Here is a 26,606-nt window from a genome sequence, read left to right on the forward strand (position 1 = left end):
GACACTGGTGTCATGAGCGGTTCCATCGAACAGGGCATCAGCCAGACGCACGGGAACACGCACATACTCCACTTCGTGGTGCGGATCCCGGTACGCGCGGAAGACATCTGGGCGGCGGTGGCCACCCCCGAGGGGCTCGGGGGATGGTGCACCGCCGTCGACGTCCTGGAGCCCCGCCTCGACGGTCTGGTCGCCCTGCGCGACCTGGGGACCGGCCGGGTCACGGCCTGGGACGTGGACCGCGTCGCCGAGTACACCGTGGAGGGCGGCGGCCGGATCCGGTTCCACCTGGAACGGGACGGCGAGGGGGCGGGCGTGCTGCGCTTCACCCACGAGTTCCAGGGCGAGGGGGAGTCCGAGTCCGGCTGGCGCGCGCGATTCGAACATTTGATCGAAAAGTTCGCCGGGCCGGAGTCCGGGCGGCCGGCCCGCGGCGAGGGCCCGGGTGCCGGTCCGGGGGACGAGCCGGCCGAGCCGCTGCCCGGGCAGCTCACCTGAGGCTCCCCTAGGACGGCGGCAGGCACTCCTTCGCCGGCGGCTTCCCCTCCGGCCAGGCGATCCGCACGAACCGCGAACCGCCCCGCGGGGTCAGCTCCACGATCGGCACGGCCTTGTCGTACGGGTTGCCGTGCGCGTCCAGACAGATCCAGCCGCTCGCCCCGTCCACCCGCAGGGAGCCCTTGACCTGCGGCCACTGCAGTCCGACGTCCGCTAGGGCCGGGAAGTCCCGGCCGTCCGGCACCGCCTCCCGGATGCCGTGCACCGCGAGCTGGAGCGCGTCGTACCCGATGATCAGCTGGCCGTCGTCCAGCGCGGCCGGACCGATCGGCCCGACCGGCTCCCGCCCGGCCCGCCCCAGCAGCCCGCGCAGCACCCCGAAGTCGGCCGCCGAGCCCCCCGTCCGCGCCGGGTCCGTGGTCCAGGCGTCCGGGTGGGCGAGCGAGGTGTAGCGCACGGCGAGGCGCCGGCCCAGCGCGCCGCGGTCCAGATCCCGCTCATGGGTCAGGTACGAGGCCTCGTCCCCGGTCAGCACGGTGAACCTCCGGTCCTGGCAGCCGCGCCCGCCCAGAGCGTTGATGAACTGCCTGAGCTGCGTGTGCCGGCCCGCGAACAGGATCGTGTCGGTCTCCCGCGAGGTGTCGCACACCAGGTGCGTGATCTGCCGGAAGGTGTTCGCGGTCGTGCCCTCCTGACTGCGGTCGGCGGGCGGTGTGAACGGCTGCGGCTCGTACGGCGAACCCTTGATCAGCGCCGCGAACGACTCCTGCAGCGTCCGCGTGTACGGGTCACCGGGCTTGTCGTAGACCAGCAGCGCCTTGCCCGCGCTCACCTTGGCGAAGGACGCCAGCGCCCGCGCCTCGTCGGTGTTGGTCGGCGACACCCGGGCCAGCCCCGGGAAGGGGTCCGCGCCGTGCTGCCCGTCGGCCAGGTCGTCGGCGGTGATGGAGGAGCCGACCACCGGGATCCCGCGCCGGGTCAGCTCCCGGACCGCCCTCTTGTTGTTGTCCGTGCTCTGGCCTATGCCCGCCACCGCCCGCAGCCGGTCCGCGCCCCTGGTCATGCGCGTCAGCTGCCCCACCGTCCGGCGCCACTGGCCCCCGGTCGCCCCCGGGTTGGCCAGCACCAGCCGGATCGCGGGCGCCTCCCCGTTGGAGTCGTGGTTGGCCCGGTACTGGGCCAGGTACGCGCCCTGCAACTGGTGCTGGATGTCGTTCAGACTCGTCCGGGAGGCGGAGCTGTAGGGCAGCATCAGGGCCACCGTGACGTAACTTCCCGGCTTCAGCCGGCCGTTCTCCCGGGCGATGGCCCGGACCGCGGGCCGCAGCTGGGCGTGCCCGAAGTCGTAGGCGCCCGTCGCCACGCCCACGCACTCGTCGCTGCCCTCGGGCCGCTCCACCCCGGGCGCGCACGAGCGGTCCACGTGCCCGAGCGCACGGACCGCGAACACCACCCCGGTCACCAGGGCCACCGCGACCAGCAGGGCCAGAGCGCGGCGCAGCGGGATCTCCCACACGCTCTCGCGCACCCATGTGCCCACGCCCCTGCGCGCCATCACGCCTCCCCGCTGCGGTCGTCCGGGCCGTCGTCGTCGCCGTCGTCACCGTCGCCGTTGCCGCCGGGGCCGTGCATCGGGCGTCCCGCGAGCGCCGCCGCCGGCCAGTCGCGGGACGCCCGCCACAGCAGCGCGTTGCCCGCGGGCCGCAGGTTGGACAGCTGCTCCAGCTCGAAGCGGAGCCGGTCGCACACCTTCGGGTCGGGCAGCACCAGCGGATCGCCGAGCTGCCAGACCGCGTGCAGCAGCCGCCGCACCCGCAGGTGCAGTACCGCGTCGGCGTCCTCGGGCGGCTCCTGCCCGGCGTCCGAGCGGCCGAGCGCGACCGCGGCCCGCCGGTCGCCGCGGCCGGTGAAGTCCCGGCCTTCGGCGTCGTGCGCGTGGAAGTACGGCGCGGACGCGACGAAGCGCAGGGTGTCCAGCCAGGTGCGGGTGTCCAGCGTGTGGAAGGTGTCCCGCAACCGCGCGACCGCGGACTCCGCGTCGCCCAGGGCGAGTTCGTGGTGCAGCCGGTAACGGGCCTGCCCGGCCTCCGGGTAGTGCGCGATCAGCGTCTCGTGCGCCGTGCGCCACGACGCGTGGTCGGCGTCCCGCAGGTGCAGCCGCAGCAGCAGCAGGGTACGGACGAAGGGGTCGCCGACGAACTGGCCCGGTACGGTCGCCAGCCCCTCATCGGCCAGCCGCGTCCGCAGCGCCCGTACGTCCGCGGGGCCGAAGGTGTCCGGGAGCAGGGCCGCGGCCAGCGCGCAGGCCGAGTCGTGGTCGTGGGCGGCGGCCAGCACGGTCAGCTCGTCCAGGTGCTCGGCGGGCACCAGCCGGTCCAGCAGCTCCCGGTAGGCGGGCGCGGCGGGCCGGTCCTCGGCGGTCCGCACGTCCGCCGTGAGCAGCTCGCCCAGTGAGGACGCTCCGGGCAGGTTCTGCGCGGCGGACTCGGCGAGCAGCGCGATGCCCAGCGGATTGCCGCCGGTCAGCCGGTGTGTGGCGGGCGGGAGCTGGGGCGGCACCGGGGTACCGTCGCAGACCGCGCCGACGATGTGCAGGGTGTCGTCCGGGCTCAGCGGCGGCAGCGCCAGCAGCAGCGCCCGCGAGGACGGCGCCGCCTCCGGCGCCCAGCCGCTGCGCCTGGCCACCTCGGACAGCTCCCGGCGGACGGCGCTGCGCAGCTCGTCGCGGCCCTCGCCGCGCCGCGCGGCGAAGAACACGACGTGGTCCTCGATGCCCTCGGCGCGGTCGCGGAGCACGGCCTCCACGAGCCCGGGGCCCGGCGCGGTCTGCGCGCCGTCGATCAGCACCAGCGGCCGGCCGAGCCGCTGCATGCGCGGCAGCACCCCCGCGTACGCCTCGGTCAGGTCGGCCAGCAGCGCCCGCACCAGGTACCGCTCGGCGTGCTCCCGTGAGGTGCCGCCCGCCCGGAAGTGGCCCGACAGCAGGATGAGCCCGCGCTGGGCGTGCCCGCCCGCGTTCGGGTAGGTCCGGTACCACACCGACGCCTTCTGGTGCCGTCTGCTGGTGAAGCCCTCCGCGACCGACTCCAGGGTCGCCTCGATCGCGCCCGACAGCAGCGGCCCGGTGCCGGTGGCCGCCGCCACCACCTTCGCCGCCACCTTCCCCGCCCAGCGCCCGGCGAGACCGCTGATCCACGAGCCGCTCTCGTTCAGCAGCAGGATCCGCTCGACCTCGTGGCGGATCCGCTCCGAGTCGGCGTCGCCCCAGCCGCTCGCGGCCACCGCCACCAGGCCCGACATCAGCCGCGGGAAGGTGATCCGCCCCGCTCCCGTCACCGGCTCCGCGAGCTGTTCGGCGATCACCAGCAGCGCCTGCGCCACCGGTGACCACGACTCGGCGGGCCGGTCCGCGGGCGGCCCCGCGAACTGTTCCTCCGCGCAGTCGACCAGTGCGACCGGGGTGTGGCCCCGGTAGGCGTCCCGTAACTCGCCGAGCACCGCGCTCTTGCCCAGCCCCCGGGCCCCGGTGAGCACCACGAAGGGCAGTTCGCCCGGGTGCTCGAACGGATGGCTCCGGTGCTGGTGGGGGCGCAGGCCCACGAGCCGGGGAGCGAGACCGGCCGGATCGACGTCGAACAGCGCTCCGCGCCCGTGCAACCGTCTGTGCACCGCATTCCCCCCTCAACATCAGTGTAGGAAGGGGAAGTTGCTTCGTACCAGGGTCAGTGGCGACCGTTGGGTCACGAAACCGTCGCCGCGACCAGATCCCTCAGCCGTTCCACGTACAGCCGCATGTTCTTGGCCGCCACGTCGGTGTCCGGGTACCGGCTCGCCAGCCACAGCCCGTCGTGCAGCCGGCTGACCCACACGCACACCTGGTCGCCGTACGACACCCGCAGCAGCCCGTAGGCCCGCTGCTCGGCCCACCGGTCGGCGCCGGGAATCCCCCGGGCGTCCACGTAGGAGACGATGGAGTACAGGTCGGGCGAGGTCGGCCGGAAGTCCGTGCCGAGCAGGCTCAGCACCCGGGCGAGCGGCATCCGGGCCAGCGGCCGGGCCGCCTGCAGTGCGGCGCGCACGGTTTGCAGGACCTCCCGCAGGTCGGGGCTGCCGGCGACGGGGACCTCGATCGGGGCACCGCCCACGTACCAGCCCACCGAGTCGGACCACCGGGACTTCACCCGGGTGTGGAACGGCACCACCGTCCGGTACACCGACTGACCCCCCAGCTCCTGGACGATCAGGGCGGTGGCCGCCAGCAGCCCGACCAGGCTGCCGCCGTAGGGCCGGCAGTACGCCTCGAACGCGGCGGCCGTGCCGGCGTCCGTGAGCGGCTCGCAGATCATCCGCTGCGGGGGCAGCGGGCCACCGGGCTCAAGGCCGAGGTCGACCGGGAAGCCCGGCAGGGTCCCGTCGCACCGCCGGATGAACTCCCGCCAGCGGGCGACGGTCTCGTGGCTGTCGTCGATGCGGTCCGCGTCCGCCCGCTCCAGCTCGCAGAAGTCGACGTAACTGGCGGCCGGCGTCCGCACCACCGGCCCGCGGCCCTCCAGACCGGCCGTGTACAGCTCGCTGATCTCGGCGGCGATGTCGTGCAGGGAGTAGGCGTCCACGTTGCTGTGGTCGAACGCCATGTACACGCTGGCCGAGTCGTCCCGGACGACCGCGGCGTAGATGAGGTTCGGCCAGCGCAGGGCGTCCGCGACGGTGTCGAACCGGTTCTCCAGATGCCGGACCAGGGCGCCCGGGTCGGTGAAGTCGCCGACGCTCTCCCGGTGCAGGGACACGTCACCGGCGTCCAGCGTGAACCTGCGCAGCTCCTCGCCCGACCCGCCCGTCCAGCGGAAGCCGCTGCGCAGCGTCTCGTGCCGTACCGTCCAGGCCCGCAGGGCCTCCTGGAGCACGTCGAGGTCGACCGGGCCGGCGAGGTCGAAGACCGTGCCCAGCCAGGTCGGCACGAACAGGCCCCCGTCCCGAACGGTCCTGGCCGTCCTGATGTGCGACTCCTGGATGTAGGCCGGCGGCCGGGAGTCCTCCGGCAGTCCCGCCGCCGTGGCGACGGTCCCCGGGCTCAGCGTCCACTCGACGAGCCGCCCCGGCCGGACCTCGCAGCGCTGGATGTCAGTGATTCGCACGCGTCTCCGATCGCAGAGGGGGCCCCTGAATGTGGGCCCCCTTCAAGGGAAAGCCGTCGGACGCGGCCGGGACATGCCCGCCCGGGGCATTTCAACGGAACGGGTGGCGGGCCGAACGCGGAAGTGAATAACGGACGGTGCGGCGCGGGGACGTCAGCCGGCCGGGGCGTGGGACGTCGGCCCGCCGGGGCGTGGGACGTCAGCCGGACGGCCGGGGCGCGGGCCGGCGGCCGGGGTCCTCGGGCCCGGCTCCGATGTCCTCGTGCCACAGCGCGGGGTGGTCCGCGACGAAGTCGCGCATCAGCGCCACGCAGCCGGGGTCGTCCAGGAGCACGATCTCCACCCCGAGCCCGGCCAGCCACTCGTGGCCGCCGTGGAAGGTGGCGGCCTCGCCCACCACCACCCGCGAGATGCCGAACTGGCGGACCAGGCCGCTGCAGTACCAGCAGGGCGACAGCGTGGTCACCATGGTCGTGCCGCGGTACGTGCGCTGCCGTCCCGCCGCCCGGAAGGCCGCCGTCTCCGCGTGCGCGGACGGGTCGTCGTCCTGCACACGGCGGTTGTGGCCGCGCCCCAGCAGGCTGCCGTCGGGGCCGTAGAGGGCGGCGCCGACGGGGATGCCGCCCTCGGCGAGCCCGGCGCGTGCCTCGGCGACGGCGGTGGCGAGCCAGGCGCGTGCCTGTTCCTGATCCATGCGTCCACTGTTCCCCGGCCGGGCCCCGTGGCAACGCACTGACGGGCTCTCACCAGCTCTGATCAGCGGGGCCGAGGCACCCATCGGCAGGACGCACCCCCAGGTCGTGGACCCGCTCCGGCGCTCCTCCGTGGCGTCGCAGCCGGAGTTCCAGGCGTCAGCCCTTCCCGCGGTCGTCCTGGTCGTCCGCGTCGAGGGACCGCAGGAACTCGGGGTTGTCGTCGGGGGCCACCCAGCGGGCACCGCCGCGCTGCCACCCGGCGGGCGCGGCGGCGCCGTTCGCGGGGGAGCGCCGCACCTTGCCGGTGAGCAGCCAGGCGACCGGGCCCACCAGCACCTCGCCGAAGAGGAGCACGATGATCACCCACACCACCTTCGGCAGGTGGCGCACCTCCTCCTCGGGGGTGTTCAGGCAGTCCACGAAGGCGTAGATCCACAGCGCCAGGACCAGCAGGAACGGCAGATACCTGAGCATGTCGTGCGATCTCCCCGAGTGGTGGGACGGCCCCGGTGACCGGGCCAGGTTAGCCCGTGGCCGATACTGGGACACATGGCTTACGACGATCTTCGCTCCCTGCTGCGGGCGCTGGAGCGCGAGGGTGACCTCAAGCGCATCAAGGCCGAGGTCGACCCGTACCTGGAGGTCGGTGAGATCGTCGACCGGGTGCAGAAGTCCCAGGGACCGGCGCTGCTCTTCGAGAACGTGAAGGGCTCGGCGATGCCCCTCGCGATGAACGTCTTCGGAACCGACCGGCGGCTGCTGAAGGCGCTGGGCCTGAAGTCGTACGGCGAGATCTCCGAGAAGATCGGCGGGCTGCTGCGGCCCGAACTGCCGCACGGCTTCGTGGGCGTGCGCGAGGCCTTCGGCAAGCTCGGCGCGATGGCGCACGTGCCGCCGAAGAAGGTGAAGCCCGACAACGCGCCCGTGCAGGAGGTCGTCCTGCGCGGCGACGAGGTCGACCTCGACCGGCTCCCGGCGCTGTTCACCTGGCCCCAGGACGGCGGCTCCTTCTTCAACCTCGGGCTCACCCACACCAAGGACCCCGAGAGCGGCGTGCGCAACCTCGGCCTGTACCGGCTGCAGCGCCACGACAAGCGCACCATCGGCATGCACTGGCAGATCCACAAGGACAGCCGCAACCACTACCAGGTGGCGGCGCGCCGGGGCGAGCGCCTGCCGGTCGCGATCGCCTTCGGCTGTCCGCCCGCCGTGACCTACGCCTCCACCGCCCCGCTCCCCGGCGACATCGACGAGTACCTCTTCGCGGGCTTCCTCGCGGGCAAGCGGATCGAGATGGTCGACTGCAAGACGGTCCCGCTCCAGGTCCCTGCGCACGCCGAGGTCGTCCTGGAGGGCTGGCTGGAGCCGGGCGAGATGCTGCCCGAGGGTCCCTTCGGCGACCACACCGGCTTCTACACCCCGCAGGAGCCGTTCCCGGCGCTGACCATCGACTGCGTGACGATGCGCAAGCGGCCGCTGCTCCAGTCGATCGTGGTCGGCCGCCCGCCCACGGAGGACGGCCCGCTCGGCCGCGCCACGGAGCGGTTCTTCCTGCCCCTGCTGAAGATCATCGTCCCGGACATCGTGGACTACCACCTGCCCGAGGCCGGCGGCTTCCACAACTGCGCGATCGTCTCGATCGACAAGAAGTACCCGAAGCACGCACAGAAGGTGATGCACGCCGTCTGGGGGGCACACATGATGTCCCTGACGAAACTGATCGTCGTCGTGGACGCCGACTGCGACGTCCACGACCTGCACGAGGTCGCCTGGCGGGCCCTCGGCAACACGGACTACGCCCGCGACCTGACGGTCGTCGAGGGTCCCGTCGACCACCTCGACCACGCCTCCTACCAGCAGTTCTGGGGCGGCAAGGCGGGGATCGACGCCACGAGGAAGTGGCCCGAGGAGGGCTACACCCGGGACGGAGGCTGGCCCGACATGGTCCTCCCCGACCCCGACACGGCGGCCCTGGTGGACCGCCGCTGGAAGGAGTACGGCCTGTGAGCAGCGCCTCCGCGGCACTCCCGCGGCCGGGACGCACCAAGGCGTTCCTGCGCCTGGTGATGATCGAGCACTCGGTCTTCGCGCTCCCCTTCGCCTACATCGCCGCGCTGACCGCGATGTACGAGCTGGACCAGAACATCCACTGGGGCCGGCTGCTGCTGGTCACGGTCTGCATGGTCGGCCTGCGCACCTTCGCCATGGCGGTCAACCGGATCATCGACCGCGAGATCGACGCCCGTAACCCGCGCACGGCGCACCGGGAGCTGGTGACGGGCGCGATGTCCGTCCGGCACGCCTGGACGGGTGCCCTCGTCGCCCTGGTGGTCTTCCTCGGGTCGGCGGCCCTGCTGAACCCGCTGTGCCTGGCCCTCGCGCCGGTCGCGGTGATCCCGATGGTGGTCTACCCCTACGGGAAACGGTTCACCGACTTCCCGCAGGCCATCCTCGGGCTCGCCCAGGCCATGGGCCCCGTCGGCGGCTGGCTCGCCGTCTCCGGGTCCTGGTCCTGGGACGCGGTGATCCTCGGCCTCGCCGTCGGCGTCTGGATCGGCGGCTTCGACCTGATCTACGCCTGCCAGGACGTCGAGACCGACCGCGAGATCGGCGTCAGGTCGGTCCCGGCCCGCTTCGGCATCCCGGCCGCGATCTGGGGCGCCCGGGCCTGCCACACCGTCACCACCGCGCTGTTCGTCTGGTACGGCCTGGCCACCCACGCCGGCGCGTTCTTCTGGCTGGGCCTCGTGATCGTGGCGGGCGCCTTCGTCTACGAGCACCGCATCGTCCGCCCGCACGACCTGTCCCGGCTGAACCGGGCGTTCTTCTCGGTCAACGGCTTCATCGGGATTGCCCTGTTCGTGTGCGCGCTGCTGGACCTCCTGGTGCGCGGTCTGACCGTCTGACCGGCCCCGCCCGCCGCCCGGCGGCGCCGCGGTGGGCGACCCGGCCTGAGGGCCGGGCGACCCGCCGGTACGCTCAAGGTGTGAACGCAGGAGAAACGCAGCGCGCGCCTTGGATCGTGGGGGTGTCCGGAGCTTCCGGGACGCCGTATGCGGCTGCCGTGCTGCGGGCACTGCTGGACGCGGGGGAAGCGGTCGACCTGGTGGTGAGCCGGGCCTCGCGGCTGACGCTGCTGGACGAGACGGGGATCTCGTTCCGGGACGCGCACTGGCAGGACGACCTGCGGGAATGGCTGGGCCGTGGGGCCGACGGCAAGCCCGGGACGTTCCACGTGGACGTCAGCGCGGTGCGGTACTGGAACCCGGGCGACCTCGCAGCGGGGCCGTCCTCGGGGTCGTACCCGGCGCGGGGGATGCTCGTCGTGCCGGCCTCCACCGCCTGTGTCGCCGGTGTCGCCCTCGGCCTGTCGAAGGATCTGCTCCAGCGCGCGGCGAGCGTCACACTGAAGGAGCGCCGCCCGCTGGTCGTGGCCGTACGGGAGACCCCGCTGAACGGGCAGACCCTGCGGCACCTCGTCGCGCTCGACGACGCGGGCGCGAGCGTGGTCCCGGCCTCGCCCGCCTTCTACGCGGGCGCGACCCACATCCAGGACCTGGTGGACTTCGTCGCCGGCCGGGTGCTCGACGCGGCGGGCGTCGGACACGGCCTGTACCGGCGCTGGAAGGGCGAACTGGGCGGCGGCACGGCGGGCCGGTAACCCCCTCCCGAGCAAGGCGCAGTACCTCTCGTCACTCTTCTCATCACTCTTCGGAACTCTTCAGCGGAAGGCTTCGATCGCATGGACGCGGTGGACAGGCAGCTCATCCAGGCCCTGAGGGAGAACGGGCGGGCCTCCTACGCGGAGCTGGGGCGCCTCGTCGGACTGTCGGGGCCCAGCGTCACCGACCGCATCAACCGGCTGGAGGCGGCCGGTGTCATCACCGGCTACCGGGCCACCGTGGACTCGGCGTCCCTCGGCCTCGGCGTGACGGCCCTGATCGGCATCTCGCTGTCCGACGCCGCCGACCACGAGGACGTGGCGCAGCGGCTGCGGGACCTGCCGGAGATCGAGGACTGCTGGTTCATCGCCGGCGACGACTCGTACATGCTCAAGATCCGGGCGACCGACGTGGACGGCCTGGAGCGGATCATCCGGCGGCTCAGCGGGACCAAGGGCGTCTCGCGCACCCGTACCACCATCGTGCTGTCCACGAAGTGGGAGAACCGGGTCGGGGAGCTGCCCGAAGAGGTCTAGGGATAACGTTGGTCGGGCTGTCGTAGAAAGGTGTTGGCATGGACGTCGGACTCAAGCGCGAGCTGGAGGAGAAGGTCCGCTCCGGGGAGCGGCTGACCCGCGAGGACGGCATCGCGCTGTACGAGTCGGACGACCTGGCCTGGCTGGGCGGCCTCGCGCACGAGGTGCGGACCCGCAAGAACCGTGACGTCGTGCACTTCAACGTCAACCGGCACCTGAACATGACCAACGTGTGCACGGCCTCCTGCGCCTACTGCTCCTTCCAGCGCAAGCCGGGGGAGAAGGACGCGTACACGATGCGCATCGAGGAGGCCGTCAAGCTCGCCAAGGCGATGGAGTCGGAGAACCTCACCGAGCTGCACATCGTCAACGGCCTGCACCCGAACCTGCCGTGGCGGTACTACCCGCGCTCGCTGCGGGAGCTGAAGGCCGCCCTGCCGGACGTCTCGCTGAAGGCGTTCACGGCCACCGAGATCCACCACTTCGAGACCATCTCCGGGCTGTCCGCCTCCGAGATCCTCGACGAGCTGATCGACGCGGGCCTCGAGTCCCTCACCGGCGGCGGCGCCGAGATCTTCGACTGGGAGGTCCGGCAGCACATCGTGGACCACCGCACCCACTGGGAGGACTGGTCCCGCATCCACCGGCTGGCGCACGAGAAGGGGCTGAAGACCCCGGCCACCATGCTCTACGGCCACATCGAGGAGCCCCGCCACCGGGTCGACCACGTGCTGCGGCTGCGTGAGCTGCAGGACGAGACCGGCGGCTTCCAGGTCTTCATCCCGCTGCGCTACCAGCACGACTTCGTGGACATGAAGGACGGCAAGATCCGCAACCGCCTTCAGGCCCGCACCCAGATGGCGACCGGCGCCGAGGCCCTGAAGACCTTCGCGGTCTCCCGGCTGCTGTTCGACAACGTCCCGCACGTGAAGGTCTTCTGGGTCATGCACGGTGTGCAGACGGCCCAGCTCGCCCTCCAGCACGGCGCCGACGACATGGACGGCTCGGTGGTCGAGTACAAGATCACGCACGACGCCGACAACTACGGCACCCCCAACAAGCTGACCCGCGAGGACCTGCTCGACCTGATCCGCGACGCTGGCTTCCGCCCGGTGGAGCGCAACACCCGGTACGAGATCATCCGCGAGTACGACGGCCCGGACCCGCTGCGCCGGGAGTCGCCGCAGCCGATGCGCGTGTGACGTGACGCCGCCCCGCCGGACGGGTACCCGTCCGGCATGGCGGTCACCGAGGAACCGAAGGCGCCGGAAGACGCCTACACCGCCGAGCCCTTCGTGCCCGCGCGCGGCGGCCTCGCCGCCCTGCGCCGGGCCGCGGCCGGCTGCCGCGGCTGCCCCCTGCACCGGGATGCCACCCAGACCGTGTTCGGGCAAGGCACCCCGGACGCCCGGGTGATGCTCGTGGGGGAACAGCCGGGCGACCAGGAGGACCGGCGGGGCAGGCCGTTCGTCGGACCGGCCGGACGGCTCCTCGACCGGGCGCTGGCGGAGGCCGGGATCGACCCCGCCGAGGCGTACGTCACCAACGCCGTGAAGCACTTCAAGTTCACCCGGGCCGAGCCGCGGGGACGCCGGATCCACAAGGCGCCGAGCCTGCGCGAGGCGGCCGCGTGCGGTCCCTGGCTCGCGGCCGAGCTGGCCCTCGTCGAGCCCGAGTTGATCGTGGTGCTCGGCGCCACCGCGGGCAAGGCGCTGCTCGGCTCGTCGTTCCGGGTCGGCGAGGTGCGCGGCACGCTGCTGGAGCGGGAGATCCACGGGCGGCCGGAGCGGCTGCTGCCGACGGTTCACCCGTCCTCCGTGCTGCGCGCGGACGACCGCGAGGGCGCCTACCAGGGGCTGGTGGCGGACCTGAAAGTGGCTGCACGCACGCTCTCGTAATAGATACGATCGCCGCATGCCCCTTACCTTCACCCTGGACCCGGCAGTCACCCCCGGCCTGCGCGACGGCGTCCTCGACCTGTGGACGGACGTCTCGAACGCGGGCGGGGCCGTGGGGTTCGTACCGCCGGTGACCCGCGACGAGATACGGCCGGAGCTGGTACGGCACCTGGTCGCCATGGCCGAGGGGCGCCACCGGCTGCTGGTCGGGCGCGACGAGTCGGGGCAGGTGGCCGCGACGGCCTTCTTCTCCTTCAACACGCACCGGCTGATGACCCACTGGGCGTGGCTGTACACGGTGATGGTGCACCCCAGGCACCAGGGGCGGGGCTACGGCAGGCAGCTGCTGGCGGCCGCCGCCGACGCGGCCCGCGCCTTCGAGGGCATCGACGCGATCCGGCTGACCTGCCGGGGCGGTCTCGGCCTGGAACGGTTCTACGCGTCCTGCGGCTACAAGGAGGTCGGCCGGGTGCCCGGCGCCATCCGGGTCGCCCCCGGCGACGACCGGGACGACGTTCTCATGCTGCTGCCGCTGGCCTGACGCCGACCGGACCCCCCTCCCAAGATCGGGGCCACACCGTGCTTCACTGGACGGTGCCCCATTTCATCATCGGAAGACTGGATTGAGATGCTCCGCTACACGCTCATGCGCCTCGGCATCTTCGCCGGCTGCCTCGTGGTCGTCTGGGGGGCCGTCTACTCGGGCATCTTCCCGCGCGGCTTCGGCGACTCCAACTTCCTGTGGGTGCTGCTGCTGGCGATGGTGCTCTCGGCGCCGATCAGCTTCGTGGTGCTGCGCAAGGAGCGGGACCGGGCCTCCGTGCGGATCGTCGGCAGGGTGGACCGGATGAAGGCCAACCTCGAGGCCAACCGCAACCAGGAGGACGTGGCCGACGACAGCTCCCGGGCGCAGAGCCAGCCTTCCTGACCCGCCGGGGCCCCATAGGCTGGTCCCATGGGTGCGGTGAAGACCAAGCGGATGCCGAGGGCGGTCCGTGAGCAGCAGATGCTCGACGCTGCCGTACGGATCATCGGACAACGCGGCTACACGGCCGCCTCCATGGACGAGATCGCGGAACTCGCGGGCGTGTCCAAGCCGTTGGTGTACCTGTACCTGAACTCCAAGGAAGACCTCTTCACCGCCTGCATCCGTCGCGAGGCGGCCGCCCTCACGGAGGCCGTCCGCACCGGGGTGCGCCGTGACCTCCCGGCCGACCGCCAGTTGTGGGACGGCCTTCAGGCCTTCTTCGCGTACACCGCCGAGCACCCCGACGGCTGGTCCGTGCTGCACCTCCAGGCCCGCACGCACGGGGAGGTCTTCGCCGCCGAGGTCGCCGCGATGCGCGAGGACATCGTCGCGTTCGTCACCCAGCTCATCGCGGCCGCGGCGCGCGACGCGCACCGGGACCCCGGGATGCCCGAGCGTGAGGTCGCCGGACTGGCCGAGGCCCTGGTGGGCGCCGCCGAGTCCCTCGCGACCTGGGCCAACGCAAGCCCGGGCGGCACGGCCCGGCAGGCGGCGGCGACCCTGATGAACTTCGCCTGGGCCGGCCTGGGCAACCTGATGCGCGGCCAGGTGTGGACCCCGCCACCGGGCGAGGCGTAGCGGCTGCCGCCGGGGCCGGGTTGTTCCCGGGCCCCGTTGCGAGGGCGTGTGCGCCGGCCGTTGGTTGTCCGCGCGGCCCGATGCGACGGCGTGTGTCTCGGCCGGTGGTTGTTCCGTGGCCCTGTCCCCGCGCCGTGCGTGCCGGCCGCTGGTTGTCCGCGCGTCCTGATGCGACGGCGTGTGTCTCGGCCGGTGGTTGTTCGGGGCCCCGTGCCCGCGCCGTGTGCGCCGGCCGGTGGTTGTTCGTGGGCGCCGTTCCATCGGCGCGGGTTCCGCCGGGGGTCATCCGCGAGGTGCTTCGGGCAGTGGGCGTACAGCGCCGGTCAGGTGGAGTCTGCCGTCCGGCGCGCGGAGCTCGAAGCGGTCGGTGCCGTTCGTCGCGTAGCCGACCGTCGCCGGGAGCAGTACGGGGGCGCGGAACTCGGCCTGGACCGTGGCGGGCCCGGCGGTGCCGTGGGCGGCCAGGCAGCGGGCGACGGTCCACATGCCGTGCGCGATGGCGCGCGGGAAGCCGAAGAGGCGCGCGGTGAAGGGGTGCAGGTGGATGGGGTTGCGGTCCCCGGAGGCGGCCCCGTAGCGGCGGCCGACGTCCTCGCCGATCCGCCACTCGGCCACCACCGGCAGCGGCGCATGCGGGCGCTCCGGGCCGGTCCCGGCGTGGGCGGTGCGGTGCCGGGCCAGGTAGGTGCTGCGGGACTCCCACACGGCGTCGCCGCCGGCCCGTAGTTCCGTGACCACGGTGGCCTCGGTCCCGCGCCGGTGCGGGGCCAGTCCCGCGACGTGCACGGCGAGTTCGTGGGTGCCGCCGGCCGGTACGGCGGCGCGGTGGGTGATCTCGATCGAGGTGTGCACCAGGCCCAGCAGCGGCAGCGGGAAGTCCCGGCGGCTCATCAGGCGCATGGCCAGCGGGAAGCCCAGGACGTGCGGATAGGTGACGGGCAGCGCGTCCTCGCCGTCGGCCGTGCCGGGCGCGAAGCCGCACACCCGCTCGTAGGCCGCCAGCCGGGCCAGGTCCACGCGCAGCCCGGGCAGCACCAGACGGGTGCGGGGGAAGTCCGCGTCCGGGGCGGGGCGCTTGAAGGGGGAGCGCAGGGCGCCGCGGGCCAGCAGCGGGGCCAGCGCGGGCGCCGACGTCAGGGTCACGGAGGTCATGAGGCCCCCAGCGGGCGCCGGGTGAGGAGACGACCGGGTGCCGTGCCGGTGAAGCTCAGGTAGCGGTCGGCCATGTGCGACTCCCACGCGACTCGGTACGAATTCCTTACTCTGGAGTAAGGTTACCGGAGGTAAGGTCGCCTCGGCGATCCCGGAGCGAACCTGAGCATCCCTCACACACCCCCTTGAGGCTGCACATGTCCGGCTCCGGATCATTCCGGAACCCGCACAGGCCCCCCACAGCCGCCTCGTACGATCCACCTGCCTGAACCGGCGGTAACCCCCTCACATGGCCCACCGTCGCTGAACGCCTCGGGGCCCGAGGCACGTACGTCATGCAGCAAGCAGTGCACCGCTGCACGCCCGAGGAGCCGCCCTTGTCCACCCCGTACCCGAACGCCCCCGGCTCCTCCGGTGCCACCGTCTCGGCCACCGACTACGACGGCCGGCCGGTCCTCGTGGAACCGGAGACCCGCCGCCTGGACGGAGCCGTACGGGAGGCGTACGTACCGCCCTTCGCGGCACCGGTGAAGCACGGCTCGCTCGCCGACCTGCCCTTCGACAACGCCGAGGCGGACCCCGGCGCGGTCGTGCTCAGCCGCAGGGCGGGCGACGGCCACTGGACCGACGTGACCGCAGCGGAGTTCGCCGCGCAGGTGCTCGCCGTGGCGAAGGGACTGATCGCGGAGGGCCTGACGCCCGGCGACCGGATCGCCGTCATGGCCCGCACCACGTACGAGTGGACCCTGCTCGACTTCGCCGCCTGGGCGGCCGGCCTGGTCACCGTCCCCGTCTACCCCACCTCCTCCGTCTTCCAGACCCGCTGGATCCTGCACGACTCCGGCGCGGTCGCCCTGGTCACCGAGACCGCCGGCCAGGCCGCCGCGATCGGCCCCGAACTCGAACGCATACCGGACCTCAGACACCTGTGGGTCATGGAGAAGGGCCACGTCGACCGGCTGGCGGAAGCGGGCACGCAGGTGCCCGACGGCGAAGTGGCCGTCCGGCGCGGCATGCTGGGCCCCGACACCCTCGCCACGCTCATCTACACCTCCGGCACCACCGGCCGCCCCAAGGGCTGCGCCCTCTCGCACGGGAACTTCTTCGCCGAGGTCGACAACGCCATCGAACTCCTCTTCCCGATCTTCAAGGCGAAGGCGGGCGAGGAGGTGTCGGTGCTGCTGTTCCTGCCCATGTCCCACGTCTTCGGGCGGATGGTGGCCATCGCCTGTGTCCGGGCCAGGGTGCGCCTCGGCCACGCCCCGAGCCTGAAGGCCGAGGACCTGCTGCCCGACCTCGCCGCCTTCCGGCCGACCTGCCTGCTGACCATCCCGTACATGCTGGAGAAGATCTTCAACTCGGCGCGGGCCAAGGCCGAGTCCGGCGGCCGGGCCGCCGCCTTCGACCGGGCCGCCTCGGTCGCCGAACGGTACGGGGAGGCGCTGGAGGCCCGGCAGACCGGCACCGGCGGCGGGCCCAACCGGGCGCTGCGCACCGCCCGTTCCTTCTACGACCCGCTCGTCTACCGCCGCCTCCGCACCGCCATGGGCGGCCGGGTCAAGTACGCCATCTGCGGCGGCTCACCGCTCGGCCGCCGCCTCGCCGCGTTCTACGCCGGGGCCGGCATCGAGATCTTCGAGGGGTACGGCCTGACCGAGACCACCGGCGCCTCCACCGTGACCCCGCCGCTCAAGCCCCGCCTGGGCACGGTCGGCTGGCCGCTGCCCGGCACCCGGGTGCGGATCGCCGCCGACGGCGAGATCCTGCTCGCCGGCGACCACGTGCTGCGCGGCTACTGGGACCCGGCGGCCGGCGGCGTCGTCCCCGCGACCCGGGACGGCTGGCTGCCCACCGGCGACCTCGGGGAACTGGACGACGAGGGCTACCTGACCATCACCGGCCGCAAGAAGGAACTGCTGATCACGGCGGGCGGCAAGTCCGTGGCGCCCGCGCCGCTGGAGAACTGGCTGCGCCGGCACCCGCTGATCTCCCAGTGCATGCTCGTCGGCGACGGCCGCCCCTACGTCGCCGCCCTCGTCACCCTCGACCCGGACGGCATCACGCACTGGCGCCTGATGAACGGCAAGCACCCGGTACCGCCCGAACTCCTGAAGGACGACCCCGAGCTGACGGCCGTGCTGCAACGGGCCATGGACGAGGCCAACAAGCTGGTCTCCCGGCCCGAGTCCATCCGCCGGTTCACCGTCCTGCCGGTGGACTTCACCGAGGCGGCGGGCCATCTGACCCCGTCGATGAAGCTGCGGCGGGAGCAGATCATGCGGGACTTCGCGCCCGAGGTGGCCGGGCTCTACGAACGGTGAGCGGGTCCCCGCCGGCGTCCGGCCCGTCCCGTGGACCACACGGGACAACCCGGAAACCGGCTGATCTGCATTTGCCGTGAATCCGCCCGCGGCAAGGAATCCGCCCGCGGCAAGTGCCGGTGAACGGGTAGCGTAGGAGGGATGCATGTCCGTCCACCGGCTTGTCACCGACGCGGAAGAAGTGAGCGACTTGGGCGAACCCACCACCCAGGGATCCGGCCGGGACCGAATCGGTAACGTCCGCTCGTAGCCTGCCTTTCCACCCTCGCCGACTCCGTGATCACGAGCAGAGGTATGAAAGAAGACAACGACGTCCGCCGGATCTTCCTGCTCAACCCGGACCAGCGCCTCGTCCGCGAGGCCGCGCACGCAGGTGTCCAAGTGCGCTCCATCCGGGTCGACGCAACCGACGAGGCGGCGCTGCGCGCGCCGCTGCGGGAAGCCGCCGAGGCCGGGTTGTGCGTCAACCCCGCCCGCGCCCTCTGGGTGCTGTCCGACCCCGCGGCCGTACAGCGCCTGGTCCGCGACAACCGGCTCTCGCCCGGCGGCACCCAGGTGGCGCCCGGTGACCTGCGGCTGACCGTGGAGACACTCAGCGTGCACGGCATGCACCAGACGGCCGGCATCACCGCGGTGACCCCGTACGGCCTGCTGCATCCGGCCCCGCTCACCGACGACACCGCCGCCGAGGTGCGCGCCGTGGTGACCGCGCTGCTCGACCTCACCGGCTACCAGTACGGCCCGGCCCACACCAGCGTCGCCGTCACCCCGCGCGGCCCGGTGATCACCGGCAGCCGGGCGGGACTCGGCGACGACCCGGTACCGGAACTGGTCAAGGTGGCCGGCGGGTTCGACCTCGCGGCCGCGGCCATCGAGGTGCTCGCCGGACGGCTGGTCGACGCCGTGCGCCCGAACCGGTTCGCCGCCGCGGCCCTGCTGAGCCCGCCCTGGCGGATGAAGACCACCGACGTCGGGGGACTGCCGCACGTCAGGCACGTCACACCGCCCGAGGCGCTGCGCCCCGGGCACCTCGTCGTGCACGCCGACTCCCCCGAGGGCGCCGCCCGGCGGGTGGCCTCGCTGAAGGACCTGGTGGTCGGCGACGAACGCTGACCCGCGACCGGGAACGGATCGGGAACGATCCGGTACGGGGTGACCGCACCGTTGATACGTCGCCGGAAGAAGGACGACGACGCCAGCGACGTCAACGGGAGGCGGAGCCAGGATGCTGAAGTTCTCGATCCTCGGGGCACTGCAGATCCGTACCGTGTCCGGCCCGGCGGAGATCTCCGGCGATCTGCAGCGCATTCTGGTGCAGACGCTGCTGGTCAGCGAGGGTCAGCCGGTGTCCGGGGAGAGCCTGGTCGAGGAGATGTGGGGCGAGTGCGTCCCCGACAACCAGTCCAACGCCCTGCAGGCCCATGTCAGCAGGCTGCGCCGCAAGCTGCGCGACCTGGAGCCGGGCCGGTCCGGACCCCGGGTGACCATCCACCCCTCCGGTTACCGGCTCGCCGTGGCCGACGGCGAGCTCGACGCCGCCGAGTTCGTCAGGACCGTACGGCAGGCCGAGTCGGCGGGCCCGGGGGACGCGGAGCGCACCGCGCGGCTGCTCGGCGACGTCCTGGCCCTGTGGCGCGGGCCGGTCTTCGGCGGGTTCACCGGCGGGACGCTGTGCCAGCTCGCGGCCGCCCGCTACGAGGAGTACCGGATGCGCGCCATGGAACTGCGCTTCGACGCCGAACTGCGGCTCGGGCGGCACGCGGCGGTGCTCGCCGAACTGACCGAGGCCCACACCAACCATCCGCTGCGCGAGCGCTTCTGCGAGCAGCTGATGGTCGCCCTCTACTGCTCGGGCCGGCAGGCCGACGCCCTCGACGTCTTCCGCCGGATGCGCCGCCACCTCGACGACGAGCTCGGAATCCAGCCATCTCCGGCCCTGCGGCAGGTCGAAAGCGCCATTCTCTGCCACGACCCGGCCCTGACCGGCGATGTGCGTTCCAGCCTCCTCCAACTCGCCTGACGACGGTTAGCCTTTGGCTCGGACCGAGACGCACCGCGAGTAACGCGAAGTTGCCTTCCGGCGTCGCTCGTTCGGGGTACAACCTAGGATTGTCCCGAACAACTCGGGCTGGGTCACGCGATGGGGCGGGGGGGACGGGTTCGTGGAGTCGGCGACATCCGGTCGGCCTGTCGTGCGCTTCAACATCCTCGGCTCGTTGGAAGGCTGGCACGGCGAACGGCGGCTGAGGCTCGGCAGCCCCACCCAGGAACGCGTGCTCGTCACGCTCCTGCTCGAACCCGGGCGCATGGTGCCGGTGCCCCGCCTGGTGGCCGCCGCCTGGGACGACGAGCCGCCGCAGACCGCCGGCCACCAGATCCGCAAGGCCGTCGCCGCGCTGCGCACCCGCATCCCCGGGGGCGCCTCGCTGATCGTCACCGACGGCGCCGGGTACCGTGCCGTCCTCGGCGACAACGAGCTGGACCTCGACGAGTTCGGCCGCCGCGCGGCCGAGGCGCGGCAGGCGGTGGCCGCCGGACGGCCCGCCGAGGCGGTCGGGCACCTGCGGGCCTGCCTGGACCTGTGGCGCGGCCCGGTGCTGTCCGGCGCCGGCGGCGCGGTGATCTCCGCGGCATCCGCCGCGCTCGAGGAACGCCACATGGCGGTCGCCGAGCAGTACTTCGAACTCCAGCTGGAACTCGGGGAGTCGGTCCAGCTCATCGGCCCTCTACGCGAGTTGGTCAACGCACACCCGCTGCGGGAGACCCTGCGCGGACGGCTGATGCTCGCCCTGTACCGGGCCGGCCGGCAGGCGGACGCGCTGGAGGAGTTCGGCCGGGTGCGCGAACTGCTCGTGGAGGAACTCGGCATCGACCCGGGCGCCGAGCTGACCCGGCTGTACGAGGCCATCCTGCGCGACAGCCCCGAGGTGGCGCCCCGCGTCCCGCAGTCGGTCTCCGACCGCGCCGCCCTGCTCGTACCCGCCCCGCTCACCCAGCCGGACCGGTCGGAGCCGGCGCCCTGCACCCTGCCCTACGACCTGCCGGACTTCACCGGCCGGGACGAGGAACTGGCCCGGCTGCTGGAGGTGGGCCGGGACCCGGCGGGCCAGGGCACCCGGATCGTCGGCGTGGACGGCATGGGCGGCAGCGGCAAGACCGCCCTCGCCGTGCACGCGGCCCACCTGCTCGCCGCGGACTACCCGGACGGTCAGCTCTTCGTCGACCTGCGCGGGTTCAGCCCGGGCGAGAAGGCCCAGGAACCGGGCGCCGTCCTGCACTCCCTGCTGCGTACCGTCGGCATCCCGGACGACCGGATCCCCGACGACCTGGAGCGCCGCACCCTCCTGTGGCGAACCGTTTCCGCCCAGCGCAAGATGCTGCTTCTGCTCGACAACGCCGCCGACGCCGCCCAGGTGCGGCCCCTGCTGCCCGCCTCCGAGCACTGCCTGGCCATCCTCACCAGCCGGGTCCGCATGCTCGAACTCGACGGCGCCGAATGGCTCTCCCTCGGCCTGCTCTCGGCCGACGACAGCACCACCCTGCTCACCCGGATGCTCGGCACCCAGCGCACCGCCGCCGAACCCGACGCCGTCGCCGAACTGGCCCGGCTGTGCTGCGGCCTGCCCCTCGCCCTGCGCATCACCACCGCCCGGCTGCGCAACCGGCCCCGCTGGACCGTCCGGTACCTGGTCGACCGGCTCGCCGACGAGACCCGGCGGCTGCGCGAACTGAGCGCCGGCGAACGCAGCGTCGAGGCCACGCTCAGGCTGTCGTACCAGGCGATGGAAGCCGACCGGCGCATCGCGTTCCGGCTGCTCGGGCTGCACCCGGGCAGCGCCATCGACGTCCACTCGGCCGCCGCGCTGCTCGGCACCGACGTCCACGACGCCGAGGACGTCCTGGAGCACCTGCTCGACGCGCATCTGCTGGAGCAGCACGAGGCGGGGCTGTACGGCTTCCACGACCTGGTGCGGACCTACGCGATGAGCGTGCGGGAGGTGCAGGACGACGAGGACGGCGCGGTCGAGCGGCTGGTCGTGTACTACATGCTCGCCACCGATCGCTCCTGCGACGTGCTCTTCCCCGGCCGCAACCGGTTCGGCGAGCCACCGGCCGACGGCATGCCCGAGCTGCCCCGGATCGACGGCCGGGAACAGGCGCTGCGCTGGTTCGACCGGGAGCACGAGGCACTGCTCGCGGTCGTCGCGCAGGCCGGCGCGCAGCGGCTGCACAGCACGGCCGCCCTGCTCGCCCGAAACGTGCTGTTCTACCTCCATCTGCGCGGCCACTACGAGGAGTTCCGGGTCGTCAACCGGATCGCGGTCACCGCCTGCCGGCAGCTGGACGACCCGGGCCTGCTGAGTCTGAGCCTGTCCAACCTGGCCGTGGCCCACTGGTGGCTCGGCGACTTCCAGGACGGCATCACGACCGCCCAGGAGGGGCTGGAGGTGGCCGCCGGACACGACCGGCGCACCGAGGCGAGCTGCCTCGACGTGCTCGGCCTGCTGCACGGCGCCCTCGGCAACTTCGACGCGGCCCGCACCTACCTCGCCCAGGGCATCGCCCTGCACGGGGAACTGGGCGCGGTCCGCATGGAGGCCCAGGCGCTGGCCAACCTCAGCACCGTGCAGACCTGGGCGGGGCACTATGCGGAGGGCGCCCGGTACGCGGCCCGGGCCACCGAACTGAACCGGCGGATCGGCGAGCGCGGCAACGAGATCCACTCCCTGACCTATCTGGCGCTGGCCCACCTCGGCACCGGGGAGGACGAGCGGGCCCGCGCCTGCCTCTCCCAGGCCCTCGAACTGTGCGACGACTCCCGGCAGCCCGGCAACGTCGCCTTCGTACTGGCGCACTGGGCCCGCATCTGCCAGCGCCTCGGCGAGCGGGACGCGGCCGCCGAGCACGCCGAGCGCGCCCTGGACCTGGTCTCCGCCGAGGGCACGGTCCTGCGCCAGGCGGCCGTGGTCAACGTGGTCGGTCTGGTCCATCTGCGCGGCGGTGCCCCGGCCCGGGCGCTGGAACTCCACCGGCACGCCCATGAGCTGGCCTCCCGGCTCGGCTACCGCTTCGAGACGGCCCGCGCCCTGCACGGCATGGCCGAGGCGGCACAGGCCCTGGGCGACGAACAGACGGCGCGGCGGCACCAGTCGGCGGCGGACGAGATGTACGACGCGATGGGGGTGACCCCGGAGGGCCGCCGGCTGTGACCCCGCGGTGCCGCAGGCCGGGCGCGGGCCTGCGGCGCGCCCGGCGGTACCGGTCCGGTTCGGTACCGGTCCGGTCCCGGTGCGAAACGGCACCGACCGGGCGTGCGCCCGACCGGTGCCGTAGAAGTCCGTGCGCGCCGTGCGCGCCGTCGTGGGATCAGGCGTGGATCAGCGTGGGCTCCCGGTCGTCCGCCAGGAAGGACACGGAGTGCGACTGGCTCCCCGTCACTCCGGAGGCGACGTGCACCAGAGCGTCCTGCACACCGGTCGCCGGGACGGCCGCCGCGGTGCCGAGCGACAGGACACCTGCGCCGGCGAGCGCGGCCAGAACCGTCTTCGTACGCAGTGCGATGGTGCGCATAGGTGAAACCCCCAGGTAGAGACCGATCGTGATCCGGTCGCCGGGCCTCTCCCCAGCGCCGTCACCGATGCTCTTGGGCAGCGATCCCCATGCCGTCCCCGCTGGTTCCCGGCCCGGGTCAGGCTCCCGGTACTCCTGGTTTCAACTGCTTCCGGGCCTCCTCGGGTCCGGGTTTCCGGGCGATCAGGAAGGCTTGCGCCACCTGCTCTCCGAGGCGTTCGGAGGGCTCGCGCACGGTCCGGGAGAGGACGTCGAAACCGGCCTCGGTGAGCAGCCCCGCGACGTGTTCGGGGCGGCGCCGGTGGAAGTCCAGCACCACCGGGTGGCCCCAGGGGCGGTCGTGGCGGCGGGTGTGGTCCCCGGCCTGGAACCCGAGCAGGAGGTGGCCGCCGGGCGCCAGTACCCGGTGGAACTCGGCGAAGAGCGCGGGCAGCCGCTCGGCGGGGGTGTGGATGCTCGAGTACCAGGAGACGGCCCCGGCCAGCGCGCCGTCCGGGAGGTCGAGCTCCAGCATGGAGCCGAGCTCGAAGCGCAGCCCCGGGTTCTCGCGCCGGGCGATCGCGAGCATGGACTCGGACAGGTCGAGCCCGAACACGTCCAGGCCGAGCGCGGCGAGGTGCCCCGTCACCCGCCCGGGACCGCAGCCGAGGTCGGCCACCCGCCCGGCGGGACCGACGAGTTCGGCGTAGGTGGCGAGCAGGGCCCGCTCCAGGGGCCGGCCCACGAGTTCGCCCCGGAAGCGGTCGGCGTAGTCGTCGGCGACGGTGTCCCAGAAGACGCGGGTGGCGGCGATGAAGTCGTCGGCGGGCGGGCCGGAAGAAGTATGGGCGTCAGTCATGGACGGCGACCATAGTGGCCGGCTGTGACAGTGCCCGTGGGCGCCGGACGGCGAGGAAGGCGAACTCGGTCCCGGCGATTGTCCACCCGGAGAATTCGCCGGGAATTCACCGGGACGGCGAGCGGGAAAAGGCAGGAGCCCCGTCGCCGTACGGCGTGGGGCTCCTTGGGTACTGCACTCAGGTTCTGCGATCAGGCAGTGATCAGACGGGGGTGACGTTCTCCGCCTGCGGGCCCTTCGGGCCCTGCGTCACGTCGAAGCTCACCTGCTGGTTCTCCTCGAGGGAGCGGAAGCCGGTGGCGTTGATCGCGGAGTAGTGAACGAAGACGTCGGGGCCGCCGCCCTCCTGGGCGATGAAGCCAAAGCCCTTTTCGGCGTTGAACCACTTAACGGTTCCGGTAGCCATAAGCCCTCCTTGGGCCCAAAAGGGTTGCCCTGCTCCAGAACCTGCACGTGCGAAACGGTGCTGCACAACTGCATTCGTCTGAAAACGACGAGAGCCCGCGGTCACATGCTCCGCAGGCTCTGTACTGCAAGGGAAACCAAACTGCAACTTGCGGCGAGCCTAGCATGTGGGCAGCCGAATGCAATAGAGGTCAAGATCACTTCACCCGAAGGTTTGAACCCTCGGGCGGGTGTGCTGACGGTGGGGTCGGTCCGAGCACCGTACAGGGCGGGGTCTAGCCTCGCGATGTGGACAATTCTCGCACCCGGCCGCGCGTCGGCCACATCCAGTTCCTGAACTGCCTGCCCCTCTACTGGGGGCTCGCGAGAACCGGCACGCTCCTCGACTTCGAGCTGACGAAGGACACCCCTGAGAAGCTCAGCGAGCAGCTCGTGCGCGGCGACCTGGACATCGGTCCCGTCACCCTCGTGGAGTTCCTGCGCAACGCCGACGACCTCGTCGCCTTCCCGGACATCGCCGTCGGCTGCGACGGCGACGTCATGTCGTGCGTGATCGTCTCGCAGGTGCCCCTCGACCGGCTGGACGGCGCCCGGGTCGCCCTCGGCTCGACCTCCCGGACCTCGGTCCGGCTGGCCCAGCTGCTGCTGGCCGAGCGGTTCGGCGTGCGGCCCGACTACTACACCTGCCCGCCCGACCTCAGCCTGATGATGCAGGAGGCGGACGCCGCCGTCCTCATCGGCGACGCCGCCCTGCGCGCCAACCTGATCGACGGGCCCCGCTACGGCCTCGCCGTCCACGACCTGGGCGCGCTGTGGAAGGAGTGGACGGGCCTGCCGTTCGTCTTCGCGGTCTGGGCGGCCCGGCGCGACTACGCGGAACGCGAGCCGTTCATCACCCGCAAGGTCCACGAGGCCTTCCTCGCCTCCCGCAACCTCTCCCTGGAGGAGGTCGGCAAGGTCGCCGAGCAGGCCGCCCGTTGGGAGTCCTTCGACGAGGCCACCCTGGAGCAGTACTTCACCACCCTCGACTTCAGCTTCGGCGGGCCGCAGCTGGCGGCGGTCGCGGAGTTCGCCCGCAGGGTCGGCCCGACGACCGGCTTCCCGGCGGACGTACGGGTGGACCTGCTTCAGCCGTGAACCCCGCGGCACTACGCTGCGGGCAGCAGTGAGGCGTTGCGCGGAGGCGTTACGGGGGAGAGGTGGACGCCATGCAGCCGCTCGGAGCCGATGAACCGGCCGCCGTCGGGCCCTACCGGCTGCTCGGCCGGCTCGGCTCCGGCGGCATGGGCCGGGTCTACCTCGGCCGCAGCGCGGGGGGCCGCACGGTCGCCGTGAAGATCGTGCACCCGCACTTCGCGCTGGACGAGGAGTTCCGCGCCCGCTTCCGCCGCGAGGTGGAGGCCGCCCGCCGGGTCGGCGGCGCATGGACGGCGCCCGTCCTCGACGCCGACCCCGAGGCCGCCGTGCCCTGGGTCGCCACCGCCTACGCGGCCGGCCCCTCGCTCGCCGCGGCGGTCGCCGAGTTCGGCGCGCTGCCCGCGCACACCGTACGGGCCCTGGGCGCCGGCCTCGCCGAGGCCCTGACGGCGGTGCACGAACTGGGCCTCGTCCACCGGGACGTCAAGCCCTCCAACGTGCTGCTGACCCTGGACGGCCCGCTCCTCATCGACTTCGGCATCGCGCGGGCCACCGCCGGTACGGCGTCCCTGACGTCGACCGGCGTCTCGGTCGGCTCGCCCGGCTACATGTCCCCCGAGCAGATCCTCGGCAAGGGCGTCACCGGCGCGGCCGACGTCTTCTCGCTCGGCGCGGTGCTGGCCTACGCGGCGACCGGCGAGCCCCCGTTCCCCGGCGACTCCTCGGCCGCGCTGCTCTACAAAGTGGTCCACGAGGAACCGGAACTGGGGTCGCTGACCGGCGAGCTGCGCCAGGAGGCGGCCGGCTGCCTGGCGAAGGACCCGGCGGCCCGCCCGGCCCCCGCCGAGCTGGCCCGCCGGCTCGCCCCCGAGGGCGCCGCCCGGCTGGTCACCGGCGGCTGGCTGCCTGGCCCCCTGGTGGAACAGGTCAGCCGCAGCGCCGTACACCTGCTCAACCTGGACACGACGGACCCGGCCCCGTCGGGCCCGGTGCGCTTCAGCAGCCCCTCGGTCGCCGGAACTTCGGCAGGAACCCCGGCGGGCGGAGCCACGGCGCCACCCCCGCCGGTGGTCGCTCCTACGACGGGCGGCGCCCCGGGGGCAGGGCCGTTCGGGGGTGGTTCCCCGGTGGGCGGTTTCGCCAAGGTGGAGT

At 72.8% G+C, this 26,606-nt stretch carries 25 protein-coding genes; 16 read left to right on the top strand and 9 right to left on the bottom strand.

Annotation, left to right across the window (positions count from 1 at the left end; all coding sequences use genetic code 11):
- Positions 1-12: 12 nt before the first annotated feature.
- On the top strand, positions 13-498 hold the full coding sequence (locus V7E45_RS13185) for a hypothetical protein (RefSeq protein ID WP_333774314.1): 486 nt from the start codon (positions 13-15) through the stop codon (positions 496-498).
- A 7-nt stretch (positions 499-505) separates the two neighbouring features.
- Here the strand turns inward: V7E45_RS13185 and V7E45_RS13190 are convergent, their stop codons facing one another.
- The 5 genes from V7E45_RS13190 to V7E45_RS13210 form a co-directional block, all read right to left on the bottom strand.
- A complete protein-coding gene (locus tag V7E45_RS13190; protein ID WP_333774315.1) occupies positions 506-2,053 on the bottom strand; it encodes a hypothetical protein in 1,548 nt (515 codons plus the stop codon).
- Complete coding sequence (locus tag V7E45_RS13195) at positions 2,053-4,167, bottom strand: hypothetical protein (RefSeq protein ID WP_333774316.1); 2,115 nt, start codon at positions 4,165-4,167, stop codon at positions 2,053-2,055. Before V7E45_RS13195 ends, V7E45_RS13190 begins: the two co-directional genes overlap by 1 nt.
- A gap of 71 nt (positions 4,168-4,238) precedes the next feature.
- Entirely contained in the window at positions 4,239-5,633 is a 1,395-nt protein-coding gene (locus tag V7E45_RS13200) for a condensation domain-containing protein (RefSeq protein WP_333774317.1), read from the bottom strand.
- Positions 5,634-5,832: 199 nt separating this feature from the next.
- Positions 5,833-6,327, bottom strand: a complete 495-nt coding sequence (locus V7E45_RS13205; protein ID WP_333774318.1) for a nucleoside deaminase — start codon at positions 6,325-6,327, stop codon at positions 5,833-5,835.
- A 157-nt stretch (positions 6,328-6,484) separates the two neighbouring features.
- Positions 6,485-6,802: a PLD nuclease N-terminal domain-containing protein gene (locus V7E45_RS13210; protein WP_333774319.1), complete on the bottom strand. Its 318-nt coding sequence runs from the start codon at positions 6,800-6,802 to the stop codon at positions 6,485-6,487.
- A gap of 75 nt (positions 6,803-6,877) precedes the next feature.
- Between V7E45_RS13210 and V7E45_RS13215 the strand changes: the two genes are divergently transcribed.
- The 9 genes from V7E45_RS13215 to V7E45_RS13255 all read left to right on the top strand — a co-directional run bounded on the left by V7E45_RS13215 (position 6,878) and on the right by V7E45_RS13255 (position 14,030).
- Positions 6,878-8,335, top strand: a complete 1,458-nt coding sequence (locus tag V7E45_RS13215; protein ID WP_333774320.1) for a menaquinone biosynthesis decarboxylase — start codon at positions 6,878-6,880, stop codon at positions 8,333-8,335.
- Positions 8,332-9,234, top strand: a complete 903-nt coding sequence (gene mqnP / locus V7E45_RS13220; RefSeq protein WP_333774321.1) for a menaquinone biosynthesis prenyltransferase MqnP — start codon at positions 8,332-8,334, stop codon at positions 9,232-9,234. Before V7E45_RS13215 ends, mqnP begins: the two co-directional genes overlap by 4 nt.
- An 80-nt stretch (positions 9,235-9,314) precedes the next feature.
- Positions 9,315-9,989, top strand: coding sequence for a UbiX family flavin prenyltransferase (locus V7E45_RS13225; protein ID WP_333774322.1), 675 nt, complete (start codon positions 9,315-9,317; stop codon positions 9,987-9,989).
- A gap of 81 nt (positions 9,990-10,070) precedes the next feature.
- The gene (locus V7E45_RS13230) at positions 10,071-10,526 is read left to right on the top strand and encodes an Lrp/AsnC family transcriptional regulator (RefSeq protein ID WP_317444786.1); all 456 of its coding nucleotides are present in this window, start codon (positions 10,071-10,073) and stop codon (positions 10,524-10,526) included.
- 38 nt (positions 10,527-10,564) lie between these two features.
- On the top strand, positions 10,565-11,728 hold the full coding sequence (mqnE, locus tag V7E45_RS13235; protein ID WP_333774323.1) for an aminofutalosine synthase MqnE: 1,164 nt from the start codon (positions 10,565-10,567) through the stop codon (positions 11,726-11,728).
- Between the two features lie 36 nt (positions 11,729-11,764).
- On the top strand, positions 11,765-12,424 hold the full coding sequence (locus V7E45_RS13240) for a UdgX family uracil-DNA binding protein (RefSeq protein ID WP_333774324.1): 660 nt from the start codon (positions 11,765-11,767) through the stop codon (positions 12,422-12,424).
- Between the two features lie 16 nt (positions 12,425-12,440).
- Positions 12,441-12,965, top strand: coding sequence for a GNAT family N-acetyltransferase (locus tag V7E45_RS13245; protein ID WP_333774325.1), 525 nt, complete (start codon positions 12,441-12,443; stop codon positions 12,963-12,965).
- A gap of 87 nt (positions 12,966-13,052) precedes the next feature.
- Positions 13,053-13,352: a DUF4229 domain-containing protein gene (locus V7E45_RS13250; protein ID WP_333774326.1), complete on the top strand. Its 300-nt coding sequence runs from the start codon at positions 13,053-13,055 to the stop codon at positions 13,350-13,352.
- Between the two features lie 27 nt (positions 13,353-13,379).
- Positions 13,380-14,030, top strand: coding sequence for a TetR/AcrR family transcriptional regulator (locus tag V7E45_RS13255; RefSeq protein WP_333774327.1), 651 nt, complete (start codon positions 13,380-13,382; stop codon positions 14,028-14,030).
- A gap of 282 nt (positions 14,031-14,312) precedes the next feature.
- Here the strand turns inward: V7E45_RS13255 and V7E45_RS13260 are convergent, their stop codons facing one another.
- On the bottom strand, positions 14,313-15,182 hold the full coding sequence (locus V7E45_RS13260; RefSeq protein WP_333774328.1) for a MaoC family dehydratase: 870 nt from the start codon (positions 15,180-15,182) through the stop codon (positions 14,313-14,315).
- Between the two features lie 377 nt (positions 15,183-15,559).
- On the opposite strand from V7E45_RS13260, the gene V7E45_RS13265 reads away from it, so the two are divergent.
- The 4 genes from V7E45_RS13265 (at position 15,560) to V7E45_RS13280 (ending at position 22,713) form a co-directional block, all read left to right on the top strand.
- Positions 15,560-17,503 carry an AMP-dependent synthetase/ligase gene (locus V7E45_RS13265; protein ID WP_333774329.1) on the top strand — a complete coding sequence of 648 codons (1,944 nt, stop codon included), beginning with the start codon at positions 15,560-15,562 and terminating at the stop codon, positions 17,501-17,503.
- 294 nt (positions 17,504-17,797) lie between these two features.
- On the top strand, positions 17,798-18,616 hold the full coding sequence (locus tag V7E45_RS13270; protein ID WP_333774330.1) for a hypothetical protein: 819 nt from the start codon (positions 17,798-17,800) through the stop codon (positions 18,614-18,616).
- 112 nt (positions 18,617-18,728) lie between these two features.
- Positions 18,729-19,523 carry an AfsR/SARP family transcriptional regulator gene (locus tag V7E45_RS13275; RefSeq protein WP_333774331.1) on the top strand — a complete coding sequence of 265 codons (795 nt, stop codon included), beginning with the start codon at positions 18,729-18,731 and terminating at the stop codon, positions 19,521-19,523.
- A 172-nt stretch (positions 19,524-19,695) separates the two neighbouring features.
- On the top strand, positions 19,696-22,713 hold the full coding sequence (locus V7E45_RS13280; protein ID WP_333774332.1) for an AfsR/SARP family transcriptional regulator: 3,018 nt from the start codon (positions 19,696-19,698) through the stop codon (positions 22,711-22,713).
- Positions 22,714-22,870: 157 nt separating this feature from the next.
- Here V7E45_RS13280 and V7E45_RS13285 read toward each other — a convergent pair whose 3' ends face one another.
- From V7E45_RS13285 to V7E45_RS13295, 3 genes are all read right to left on the bottom strand, one after another.
- A complete protein-coding gene (locus V7E45_RS13285; protein ID WP_333774333.1) occupies positions 22,871-23,074 on the bottom strand; it encodes a hypothetical protein in 204 nt (67 codons plus the stop codon).
- Between the two features lie 118 nt (positions 23,075-23,192).
- On the bottom strand, positions 23,193-23,912 hold the full coding sequence (locus tag V7E45_RS13290; protein ID WP_333774334.1) for a class I SAM-dependent DNA methyltransferase: 720 nt from the start codon (positions 23,910-23,912) through the stop codon (positions 23,193-23,195).
- 202 nt (positions 23,913-24,114) lie between these two features.
- Positions 24,115-24,318 carry a cold-shock protein gene (locus V7E45_RS13295; protein ID WP_004984723.1) on the bottom strand — a complete coding sequence of 68 codons (204 nt, stop codon included), beginning with the start codon at positions 24,316-24,318 and terminating at the stop codon, positions 24,115-24,117.
- 287 nt (positions 24,319-24,605) lie between these two features.
- On the opposite strand from V7E45_RS13295, the gene V7E45_RS13300 reads away from it, so the two are divergent.
- Both V7E45_RS13300 and V7E45_RS13305 read left to right on the top strand, forming a co-directional pair.
- Positions 24,606-25,454 (top strand): menaquinone biosynthetic enzyme MqnA/MqnD family protein, encoded by an 849-nt coding sequence (locus V7E45_RS13300; protein WP_333774335.1) that lies wholly within the window; start codon positions 24,606-24,608, stop codon positions 25,452-25,454.
- 71 nt (positions 25,455-25,525) lie between these two features.
- Positions 25,526-26,606: serine/threonine-protein kinase (locus V7E45_RS13305; protein WP_333774336.1), on the top strand; the 1,081-nt coding region annotated here is incomplete at its 3' end.

The organism is Streptomyces sp. IBSBF 3136, assembly GCF_036815105.1.
GTDB lineage: Bacteria > Actinomycetota > Actinomycetes > Streptomycetales > Streptomycetaceae > Streptomyces.

Excerpts from the sequence above, each read along its gene's own strand:
- mqnE (WP_333774323.1), top strand. The coding sequence starts at position 10,565 with ATGGACGTCGGACTCAAGCGCGAGCTGGAGGAGAAGGTCCGCTCCGGG.
- V7E45_RS13295 (WP_004984723.1), bottom strand. The coding sequence starts at position 24,318 with ATGGCTACCGGAACCGTTAAGTGGTTCAACGCCGAAAAGGGCTTTGGC.
- V7E45_RS13245 (WP_333774325.1), top strand. The coding sequence starts at position 12,441 with ATGCCCCTTACCTTCACCCTGGACCCGGCAGTCACCCCCGGCCTGCGC.
- V7E45_RS13205 (WP_333774318.1), bottom strand. The coding sequence starts at position 6,327 with ATGGATCAGGAACAGGCACGCGCCTGGCTCGCCACCGCCGTCGCCGAG.
- V7E45_RS13255 (WP_333774327.1), top strand. The coding sequence starts at position 13,380 with ATGGGTGCGGTGAAGACCAAGCGGATGCCGAGGGCGGTCCGTGAGCAG.
- V7E45_RS13210 (WP_333774319.1), bottom strand. The coding sequence starts at position 6,802 with ATGCTCAGGTATCTGCCGTTCCTGCTGGTCCTGGCGCTGTGGATCTAC.
- V7E45_RS13270 (WP_333774330.1), top strand. The coding sequence starts at position 17,798 with ATGAAAGAAGACAACGACGTCCGCCGGATCTTCCTGCTCAACCCGGAC.
- V7E45_RS13275 (WP_333774331.1), top strand. The coding sequence starts at position 18,729 with ATGCTGAAGTTCTCGATCCTCGGGGCACTGCAGATCCGTACCGTGTCC.
- V7E45_RS13250 (WP_333774326.1), top strand. The coding sequence starts at position 13,053 with ATGCTCCGCTACACGCTCATGCGCCTCGGCATCTTCGCCGGCTGCCTC.
- V7E45_RS13240 (WP_333774324.1), top strand. The coding sequence starts at position 11,765 with ATGGCGGTCACCGAGGAACCGAAGGCGCCGGAAGACGCCTACACCGCC.
- V7E45_RS13190 (WP_333774315.1), bottom strand. The coding sequence starts at position 2,053 with ATGGCGCGCAGGGGCGTGGGCACATGGGTGCGCGAGAGCGTGTGGGAG.
- V7E45_RS13215 (WP_333774320.1), top strand. The coding sequence starts at position 6,878 with ATGGCTTACGACGATCTTCGCTCCCTGCTGCGGGCGCTGGAGCGCGAG.
- V7E45_RS13260 (WP_333774328.1), bottom strand. The coding sequence starts at position 15,182 with ATGACCTCCGTGACCCTGACGTCGGCGCCCGCGCTGGCCCCGCTGCTG.
- V7E45_RS13290 (WP_333774334.1), bottom strand. The coding sequence starts at position 23,912 with ATGACTGACGCCCATACTTCTTCCGGCCCGCCCGCCGACGACTTCATC.
- V7E45_RS13230 (WP_317444786.1), top strand. The coding sequence starts at position 10,071 with ATGGACGCGGTGGACAGGCAGCTCATCCAGGCCCTGAGGGAGAACGGG.
- V7E45_RS13285 (WP_333774333.1), bottom strand. The coding sequence starts at position 23,074 with ATGCGCACCATCGCACTGCGTACGAAGACGGTTCTGGCCGCGCTCGCC.
- V7E45_RS13185 (WP_333774314.1), top strand. The coding sequence starts at position 13 with ATGAGCGGTTCCATCGAACAGGGCATCAGCCAGACGCACGGGAACACG.